This is a genomic window from Nonomuraea cavernae (genome assembly GCF_014646355.1).
GTDB classification, from domain to species: Bacteria; Actinomycetota; Actinomycetes; order Streptosporangiales; family Streptosporangiaceae; genus Nonomuraea; species Nonomuraea cavernae.
On the sequence record NZ_BMNH01000005.1, the window covers coordinates 222227 to 231206 of the forward strand.

Genomic DNA, 8980 nt, shown 5'->3' on the forward strand with positions numbered 1-8980 from the left:
GGCCGGAGCCTCCTCCCGCGACCTCCGCGATGACCGGCCACGCGACCCGCGTACCACCCCGATCGGGCGATCCGGGGCGCGCGCTGGGCGAGAGTGGACGCACCGGGACCTCGGCCGCCCCGAGCCCCGCCGACGCTCATACCGGCAGGTCGAGCGCGCCGGGCCGGGGCGATGGTCGTGCCGGCCTGCCTGGTGTGGCGGGTCGCGGCGGCCGGGGACAGGTGGCGACCCGGGCTGATCGTGCCGCCACGGCCGACGTCGCGGGTCGCGTGGACGGCGGTGCCGGTAGGCCGGGTGTGGCCGGTCACGATGGGGCGACGGGTGTGGGTGGCCTGGCTGCCGTGTCCGGGCGTGCCGCCCAGCGTGCGGGGATGCGAGCGGTGAACACCGGGGAGAACGCTGTCGCCGAGATGCGTGCGGGATCTTCCGGAACGGGTGCGGCGATGCCTTCGCAGCAGGCGGGGATCAGTACGACGCCGTCCGGCGGGCAGCCCCTCGTCATGCCGCAGGCCCAGCAGCAGCCGGTTGACGCGGCCCCGCAGCCCTTTGTCGCCGCGCTCGAAAGCAGCGGGTCGGCCGAGCTGGGAGCGCCGTTGCCGCGCCAGATCGCCGTCTCCACGAGGCGGGCGCAGCGGCTGGAGCCGGCGAATCCGCTGGCGGGGGCACGGGGGGCGCCGGCCGTCGCGGGGGGCATCGCGGTGCTGCTGGGCGGACTGTGGGTGGTCGCCTGGAAGCAGCGCGCACGTATCCGGAAAATGGAACAGTAGATCGGTCTTTACTGTTACTTTGACCCGACTAGTATTCCCTTGACTATTGTTCGGGATTACGCGGAGGGCACTGGTGGCACGCACGCGAGCGACGGCCGTCTCCGCCATGGTCTTGGCCCTGGCCTTGACCGGTGTCGGCACGGCGCCTTTCATCATGCAGAGCGCGAGTGCCTCGGTGGCGTACGACCCCGGGGTCGAGCCGTGTGAGGCCGGTCAGGCGTGCGAGAGCGACCCGCAGGTCACGGTGACGGTCACCACGACGCTGGGCACGCCCACGCCAGACGAGCCGGAGACCACGATCACGCGGACCGTCACCAAGTCGCCCTCGAAGGCCCCGACGCCGAAGAAGACCACGTCCAGCCCGCCGCAGAACCTCCCGGAGCCCACGCAGGCGCAGAACCCGCAGCCCTTACCGACGCAGAGCGTCCAGGTGCCGGTCCCCAGCAGTGAGCCGACCGAGGAGCAGTCCGTCGAGATGCCGACGGTCGCCGGTAGCGAGACTCCCGTGGAGACCCTGTCCAGCGCCGCGCCGGAGATCACGACCAGCGAGCCGGTCCAGCTGGAGGTGCGCAACGCGGCGCCCGAGTTCGACCAGCGGGACGTGACGCAGAAGCTCAGCATCCCCGCGCTGATCCTGGTGCTGCTCGCGCTCTTCGCGGTGCTGATCTTCGAGGGCCGGCTGCGCCGGTTGGCTCACGCGGCGGCCGTGCGCCGGGCGGGCCCCTACCCCGGCGCTTCGGGCGAGGCCGCCGGCCACCCCGCGGGCCCTGGCTATCCCGCGGGTCCCGGCTTCCCGCCGGGTCCCGGCTTCCCGGGCGGTCCCGGCTATCCTTCCGCCGGCTACCCGGCGGGTCCCGGCTACGCGAGCGTGGGCTATCCGGCGCCGCCCGGCTACGCGCCGTACGCGCCGATCATCAGTTTCGTCCCGGTCCATACTCCCGGCGGCCCGGTGCAGTACGGCGCCGTGTACCAGGACCCCGCGTACGTCCCCGAGGCCCAGCCCGAGCCCGTGGTGCTGCACCCGGACGAGTACACCAGCGAGGAGGAGTCCTATCGGGCCCCCTTCGAGCCGCTGGTCCCGGTGGAGGAGCCGCCGGCAGACATTCCGGCGGGTGGCGCGGAGCCCTATGACGACTCGCCCGAACGCCCTCTGGGGGCCGCGTCGGCGGCGGAGACGGGCGACTCCGAGCCCTGGCAGCAGACCGTGCAGGAGGCGCGGCCGGCTGAGGCCGGACCGGGCGTTTCGCAGCCGGTGGCCGACGAGGTGACGGCGGTGCAGCCGCTGCCTCAGCAGGAGGAGCGCGGGCGCGGCTGGTGGCGGCGCTCCAAGTGATGTTCTCCGGCCGGTGGGGCCAACGCCCCACCGGCCCGGGAGTGGTTACTTCGCGCGCTTGAAGATCTTGTTTCCCAGCCACACGATCGGGTCGTACTTGCGGTCGACGACGCGCTCCTTCATGGGGATGAGGGCGTTGTCGGTGATCTTGATGTGCTCGGGGCAGACCTCGGTGCAGCACTTGGTGATGTTGCAGTAGCCGAGCCCGTGCTCGTCCTGCGCCGACTGCTGCCGGTCGGCCACGTCGTACGGGTGCATGTCGAGCTCGGCGATCCGCATGAGGAAGCGGGGCCCGGAGAAGCTGGGCTTGTTCTCCTCGTGGTCACGGATCACATGGCAGACGTTGTTGCACATGAAGCACTCGATGCACTTGCGGAACTCCTGGGACCGCTCGACGTCGACCTGCTGCATGCGGTATTCGCCGGGCCGCACCCCGTCCGGAGGCGTGAAGGACGGGACCTCCCGGGCCTTCTCGTAGTTGAACGAGACGTCGGTGACCAGGTCCTTGATGACGGGGAAGGTCCGCATCGGTGTGACCGTGATCGTCTCGTCCTCCTCGAAGGTGGACATCCGGGTCATGCAGCCCAGCCGCGGCTTCCCGTTGATCTCCATCGAGCAGGACCCGCACTTGCCGGCCTTGCAGTTCCAGCGGACGGCGAGGTCGGGCGCCTGTGTGGCCTGCAGCCGGTGGATGATGTCGAGGACCACCTCGCCCTCGTTGACCTCGACGGTGAAGTCCTCGAGTTTGCCCTCGCCGCCCTCACCACGCCAGACCTTGAACTTTGCCTTGTAGCTCATGACTTCGCTATCCCGTCGAACTCGGCCATCTCTTCGTCGGTGAGGTACTTGGACAGCTCGTCCCGGTCGAACAGGGAGATCAGGTCGTCCCGCATCGAGGGCTGGACCCTCTCCTCGACCTTGACCGACGAGCCGTCGGAGGTGGAGCAGACGAGCAACTTGCGACGCCACTCGGGGTTCATACCGGGGTAGTCGTCGCGGGTGTGCCCGCCGCGGCTCTCCTCGCGCAGCAGCGCGGCGCGCGCCACGCACTCGGAGACCAGCACCATGTTGCGCAGGTCGAGCGCCAGGTGCCAGCCGGGGTTGTAGATGCGCGAGCCGGCCGCGCCGACCATCCGCACCCGCTCCTTGAGCTTCTCCACGACCTCCAGGGCCTCGGACACCTCTTCGGCCTTGCGGATGATGCCGACCAGCTCGTTCATCGTCCGCTGGAGCTCGTGGTGCACCTCGTAGGGGTTCTCGCCGGCCCGCTCCAGGGGCTCCAGGGCCTCGGCGCGGGCCTCCGCGACCAGCTCCTCGACGACCTTCGGCCGGGTCGGCAGCCTGTCGACGTACTCGGCCGCGCCCGCGCCGGCCCGGCGGCCGAAGACCAGCAGGTCGGACAGCGAGTTGCCGCCCAGCCGGTTGGATCCGTGCATGCCGCCCGAGACCTCGCCCGCGGCGAACAGCCCGGGCACGGCCGCGGCACCGGTGTCGGCGTCGACCTCGACCCCGCCCATGATGTAGTGGCAGGTCGGGCCCACCTGCATGGGTTCGGCGGTGATGTCGACGTCGGCCAGCTCCTTGAACTGGTGGTGCATCGACGGCAGCCGCTTCTTGATCTCCTCGGCGGGGAGCCGGGTGGACACGTCGAGGTAGACGCCGCCCTGGGGTGAGCCGCGACCGGCCTTCACCTCGGCGTTGATCGCGCGGGCCACCTCGTCACGAGGAAGCAGCTCCGGAGGCCGGCGGTTGTTGGCCTGGTCGGTGTACCAGCGGTCGCCCTCCTCCTCGGTGGTGGCGTACTTGTCCTTGAACACCTCGGGGATGTACTTGAACATGAAGCGCTCGCCCTCGGAGTTGCGCAGCACCCCGCCGTCACCGCGGACCGACTCGGTGACCAGGATGCCGCGCACGGACGGCGGCCAGACCATGCCCGTGGGGTGGAACTGGATGAACTCCATGTTGATCAGGTTGGCTCCGGCCAGCAGGGCCAGGGCGTGCCCGTCACCGGTGTATTCCCAGGAGTTGGACGTCACCACGTAGGACTTGCCGATGCCGCCGGTGGCCAGCACGACGGCCGGCGCGTCGAACAGGATCAGGTTGCCGGTCTCGCGCCAGTAGCCGAACGCGCCCGAGATGCGGTCGCCGTCCTTGAGCAGCCGGGTGATCGTGCACTCGGCGAAGACCTTGATGTAGGCCTCGTAGTCGCCGTGCGTCTCGTAGTCCTCCTGCTGGAGGGCGACCACGCGCTGCTGCAGGGTGCGGATCAGCTCCAGGCCGGTGCGGTCGCCGACGTGCGCGAGACGGGGATACTCGTGCCCGCCGAAGTTGCGCTGGCTGATCTTGCCGTCCTTGGTGCGGTCGAACAGCGCGCCCCAGGCCTCCAGCTCCCAGACCCGGTCGGCGGCCTCCTTGGCGTGGAGCTCGGCCATCCGCCAGTTGTTGAGGAACTTGCCGCCCCGCATGGTGTCACGGAAGTGCACCATCCAGTTGTCGTCGGGGTTGACGTTGCCCATGGCCGCCGCGGCGCCGCCCTCGGCCATGACCGTGTGCGCCTTGCCGAACAGCGACTTGCAGACGATGGCCGTGCGCTTGCCCTGCTGGCGGGCCTCGATCGCGGCCCGGAGCCCGGCGCCGCCCGCGCCGATGACGACGACGTCGTATTCGTGTCGCTCGATTTCCACTGAAAGATTTCCTTACGCGTACGGGAAGGCGATGATGCCATGGGCGACCATGCGGACGTAGAAGTCCGCGATCATGACGGAGAACATCGAGGCCCACGCGAGCTGCTGGTGCTTGGCGTTGAGCTTGGAGACGAACGTCCAGGCCCGGTAGCGCAGCGGGTGGCGGGAGAAGTGGTTGAGCCGGCCCGCGGTGATGTGCCTGCAGGAGTGGCAGCCGAACGTGTAGCCGAGGATGAGCACCGCGTTGACGATCAGGATCCAGGTGCCGAGGCCGAGCGGCTTGTGCACGAGGGCCAGGATCGCGTCGTAGGTGAGCACGAAGCCGATCAGCACCGCGAAGTAGAAGAAGTAGCGGTGGATGTTCTGCATGATCAGCGGGAGGCGGGTCTCACCGGTGTACTTGCCGTGCGGCTCGGCCACCGAGCAGGCGGGGGGCGAGAGCCAGAACGAGCGGTAGTAGGACTTGCGGTAGTAGTAGCAGGTCAGCCGGAATCCACCGGGCAGACCAAGGATCAGCAGCCCCGGCGGCAGGGTGTACCACTCGCCGAAGGGGGCCCATCCCAGGAACCGTGCTCCCTCGGGACATGATTCGGCCAGGCACGGCGACGAGAACGGGGCGATGTACTCGGCCCCGGCCACGTAGTAGTTGCCGTCGAGGATCGCCCACACACCGTAGACGAGGAACGAGCTGAGCCCGAGGAATGTCAGCAGTGGGGCCAGCCACCATCTGTCGGTGCGCAGGGTGCGCACCTTGATCTGCGCACGCTGCCTTCTGACCGGCGCATCGGGCGTCGTCTGGGTCATCGCGGACCTCTCCACCTCCCACGGACCCGCACGCCTGGGATCCGGGTTGTTCGCTGGGCGCGCGTACGGCGGGGCGTCGTCTCCGCTCGGGCGCGCATTGGTGCGCCATACGTTACGACGCCAGCAGGGACATTTGTGAGAAGGGTCACTCACTTTTTGGCTGACCTGCTGTGATTCCCATCACGTCGCCCGTCAGGGCGTCCGTCAGAGGCGCTGCCCGTGGGTCGGCAACTTAACCACAGAGACGAAAAAATCATCGATTTGTCGGACAACTCGGATGAATTGCTCGAAATCCACGGGCTTCGAGACGTACGCGTTGGCGTGCAACTGGTAGCCCCGGAGGATGTCCTCCTCGGCCTCGGAGGTGGTCAGGATCACCACCGGAATCGTCCGGAGATCGGCGTCGGCCTTGACCTCGCGCAGCACCTCCAGGCCGTCCATCCGGGGGAGATTGAGGTCGAGCAGCATCAGGTCGGGGCGTGGCACGTCCTTGTAGGCATCCTCGCGGCGCAGGAACGCCATTGCCTGCTCGCCGTCGTTGACCACGTGCAGGCGGTTCTTCACCTTGTTGAGCTCGAAGGCCTCCTGGGTGAGCAGGATGTCGCCCTGGTCGTCCTCCACCAGGAGCACCTCGATCGGCCGCCAGTCGCTCATTCGTCCTCTCCAGCCGGGGGCAGGGTCCAGCGGAACGTCGTCCCGGGCCCCTCGGCGTCGCCGTCGAGCCAGAGCTGACCACCGTGGAAGTCGATGATCTTGCGGCAGAGGGCCAGCCCGATGCCGGTTCCTGGATACACGTCCCGCGGATGCAGCCGCTGGAAAATCAGGAAGATCCGGTCAGCGTACTTGGGTTCGACTCCGATCCCGTTGTCGGAGCAGCTGAACTCCCACATCTCGCCCGCGCGCCTGACCCCGATGTGCACGCGCGGCGGCGCCTCGGAGCGGAACTTCACCGCGTTCTCGACGAGGTTCTGGAAGAGCTGGGTGAGCTGGAGGCGGTTGCCGATGACCTTGGGCAGCTCGTCCGAGGTGACGACCGCCTCGGAGTCCTCGATCCTGGCCGACAGGTTGCTCAGCGCGAGGCGCAGCGCCTCGCCCGTGTCGATGACCACGCGCTCGCCGCTCACCCGGCCGACCCTGGAGAAGTCGAGCAGGTCGTTGATGAGCAGCTGCATCCGCTTCGCGCCGTCGACCGAGTAGTGGATGTACTGCTTGGCCCGGTCGTCGAGCTGGTCGCCGTAGCGTTGTTCGAGCATCTGGGTGAAGCTGGCGATCTTGCGGAGCGGCTCCTGGAGGTCATGGCTGGCGACGTAGGCGAACTGCTCCAGCTCTCCATTGGACCTGCGCAGCTCGTCGGCCTGGTCCTCGGCGGTGCGCCAGGCCGTCACGACGCGTACGCGCATGGCGTCGATGTGGCTCGACAGCTCGGCCAGCTCGGCCGGCCGGTCGACCCGCAGGCGCTGGTCGAAGTCGCCGGACGCGACCTGGCGCACCTGCTCGGTGAGCTGCGCGATGGGTTTGAGCACGGTGTAGCGGACGATGACCGCGAGGCCGACCGCGACGGCGACGACCACCACGAACAGCACCACCAGCGCCGCGTTCAGCCGGTCGAGCTGCACCTCGACGACGGGTCGCGGCCCGGCGTCGCGGACGGCCTCGATCATCAGGACGGTGAGCACGATCCCGCCCGCCAGGGCGATCACGGCGGCCAGACCCGTCGCGACGAACCAGCGGGCGACGGGCAGCCGGCCGAGCCCGGTCGGCTGCTCGGGCGGCGGCAGCGGGTGGATGCTCACTCGGGTCCCCTTCGTACGAGCACCACGGCGAGGTCGTCGCTCAGGGTGCCCACGTGTGTGATGAGCCGATCGAGGTCGATCGAGCCGTGTGCGCGGATCAGATCGACCAGCCCGTCGACCCCGAGGAGCTCTTTGTACTCGCCCACGACCGCCTCGATGAGGCCGTCGGTGTAGAGCATCATCGACCATTCCTCGCCCAGCGGGACGTCGAGGATCCGCCACTCGGCGTCGGGGAAGATGCCGAGCGGCGGGCCGGACGGCGTGTCCGCGACCACCTCGACCCTGCCGTCGCGCACCAGCACAGGCGGCGGGTGGCCGACCACCCGCATCCGGGCGTGCCGCAGGTCGGGGGTGATCGTGGCCATGCAGAGCGTGGTGAAGATCTCGGGAGCCTGGCGCTCGGCCCGCAGCACCGCGTCCAGCGTGCGCAGCATCCGGTCACCGGTCTGCCCGGCCAGCACGAGCGTGCGCCAGGCGATGCGCAGCGCCACGCCGAGCGCCGCCTCGGCCGGACCGTGCCCGCAGACGTCGCCGACCACGATGTGCACGGAGCCGTCGGGCGTCTGCACCGTGTCGAGGAAGTCGCCGGCGAGCAGCGAGCCCTGGCTGCCGGGCAGGTAGCGAGTGGTGTGCCGCAGCGCGTCGGTGTGCAGCAGCGGCACGGGGAGCAGCCCGCTCTCCAGCCGGGAGTTCTCCTTGGCGGTCAGCTCGGCCGCGACGAGCGCGAGGTGCGCCAGGTCGGCGCGCTTGCGCTCCATCGAGTAGCGCACGGCCCGGGCCAGCAGCCGCGCGTCGATGTCCTGCTTGACCAGGTAGTCCTGGGCTCCCGCCTTGACCGCGGCGACGCCCACGTGCACGTCGCGCAGGCCGGTCAGCACCAGCACGGCCGCCTGCGGGGCCATGGCCAGCACCTGCTCCAGCGCCTCCAGCCCGGTGGCGTCGGGCAGGGTCAGGTCGACGAGCACGCACTGGATCTGGGAGGTGAGCTTGGCCTTGGTCTCCCGCAGGCTGCGCACCCAGGTGATCTTGGGCGGCGCTTCGGCCTGCTTGAGAAGCTCTTCGACCAGAAAGGCGTCACCGTCGTCGTCCTCGATGAGGAGCAGCGTCAGCGTTTCGGAGAGAGTTGCCGTCACACACGCCTCTTCGTGCCGGGGGGATCGTTGTCGCTCATCGAATCTCCTTGAGGCTGGAGACCCCGTCCTTCAGGGCGGGGAGGAAAGCCGGAACAATGCCATCAAATCGAACACGTGTACGAGATTTGGCGGATCTTGCAGTAGGTTGTGCGGCGTGGCGCAGATCGTGAAGCGGGCCTACAAGTACCGCTTCCACCCGACTCCCGAGCAGGCAGTGGAGCTTGCCCGGACGTTCGGCTGCGTGCGCCTGGTCTACAACAAGGCGCTTGAAGAGCGGACCCGGGCCTACCGGCTGGAGGGCCGCGGCGTCTCCTACGCGGAGTCGTCGGCGGCGCTGACGGCCTGGAAGCGCACCGAGGAGCTGAGCTTTCTGGGCGCGGTGTCCTGCGTCCCGTTGCAGCAGGCGTTGCGTCATCTTCAGGCGGCGTTCGCCGGTTTCTTCGCCAAACGGGCCGGATACCCGGTG

General features: G+C 69.1%; 9 protein-coding genes. 3 read left to right on the top strand and 6 right to left on the bottom strand.

Annotation, left to right across the window (positions count from 1 at the left end; translation table 11 throughout):
- Positions 1 to 380: 380 nt before the first annotated feature.
- Together IEY82_RS12265 and IEY82_RS12270 are read left to right on the top strand one after the other, a co-directional pair.
- On the top strand, positions 381 to 767 hold the full coding sequence (locus IEY82_RS12265) for a hypothetical protein (protein ID WP_189124185.1): 387 nt from the start codon (positions 381 to 383) through the stop codon (positions 765 to 767).
- Positions 768 to 840: 73 nt separating this feature from the next.
- Entirely contained in the window at positions 841 to 2100 is a 1260-nt protein-coding gene (locus tag IEY82_RS12270; RefSeq protein WP_189124186.1) for a superantigen-like protein SSL4, read from the top strand.
- A gap of 45 nt (positions 2101 to 2145) precedes the next feature.
- On the opposite strand, the gene IEY82_RS12275 is transcribed toward IEY82_RS12270, so the two are convergent.
- The 6 genes from IEY82_RS12275 to IEY82_RS12300 form a co-directional block, all read right to left on the bottom strand.
- A complete protein-coding gene (locus IEY82_RS12275) occupies positions 2146 to 2898 on the bottom strand; it encodes a succinate dehydrogenase/fumarate reductase iron-sulfur subunit (RefSeq protein WP_189124187.1) in 753 nt (250 codons plus the stop codon).
- The gene (locus tag IEY82_RS12280) at positions 2895 to 4784 is read right to left on the bottom strand and encodes a fumarate reductase/succinate dehydrogenase flavoprotein subunit (protein WP_189124188.1); all 1890 of its coding nucleotides are present in this window, start codon (positions 4782 to 4784) and stop codon (positions 2895 to 2897) included. Before IEY82_RS12280 ends, IEY82_RS12275 begins: the two co-directional genes overlap by 4 nt.
- Positions 4785 to 4796: 12 nt before the next feature.
- Positions 4797 to 5588, bottom strand: coding sequence for a succinate dehydrogenase subunit SdhC (sdhC, locus tag IEY82_RS12285; protein ID WP_189124189.1), 792 nt, complete (start codon positions 5586 to 5588; stop codon positions 4797 to 4799).
- 204 nt (positions 5589 to 5792) lie between these two features.
- Positions 5793 to 6242, bottom strand: coding sequence for a response regulator (locus IEY82_RS12290; RefSeq protein ID WP_189124190.1), 450 nt, complete (start codon positions 6240 to 6242; stop codon positions 5793 to 5795).
- Complete coding sequence (locus IEY82_RS12295) at positions 6239 to 7381, bottom strand: sensor histidine kinase (protein ID WP_225263030.1); 1143 nt, start codon at positions 7379 to 7381, stop codon at positions 6239 to 6241. Before IEY82_RS12295 ends, IEY82_RS12290 begins: the two co-directional genes overlap by 4 nt.
- Positions 7378 to 8514, bottom strand: coding sequence for a PP2C family protein-serine/threonine phosphatase (locus IEY82_RS12300; RefSeq protein WP_189124191.1), 1137 nt, complete (start codon positions 8512 to 8514; stop codon positions 7378 to 7380). Before IEY82_RS12300 ends, IEY82_RS12295 begins: the two co-directional genes overlap by 4 nt.
- 154 nt (positions 8515 to 8668) lie before the next feature.
- On the opposite strand from IEY82_RS12300, the gene IEY82_RS39075 reads away from it, so the two are divergent.
- Positions 8669 to 8980, top strand: a 312-nt coding sequence (locus tag IEY82_RS39075; protein ID WP_229697577.1) for a helix-turn-helix domain-containing protein, incomplete at its 3' end; no start/stop codon positions are given.

Excerpts from the sequence above, each read along its gene's own strand:
- sdhC (WP_189124189.1), bottom strand. The coding sequence starts at position 5,588 with ATGACCCAGACGACGCCCGATGCGCCGGTCAGAAGGCAGCGTGCGCAG.
- IEY82_RS12275 (WP_189124187.1), bottom strand. The coding sequence starts at position 2,898 with ATGAGCTACAAGGCAAAGTTCAAGGTCTGGCGTGGTGAGGGCGGCGAG.
- IEY82_RS12290 (WP_189124190.1), bottom strand. The coding sequence starts at position 6,242 with ATGAGCGACTGGCGGCCGATCGAGGTGCTCCTGGTGGAGGACGACCAG.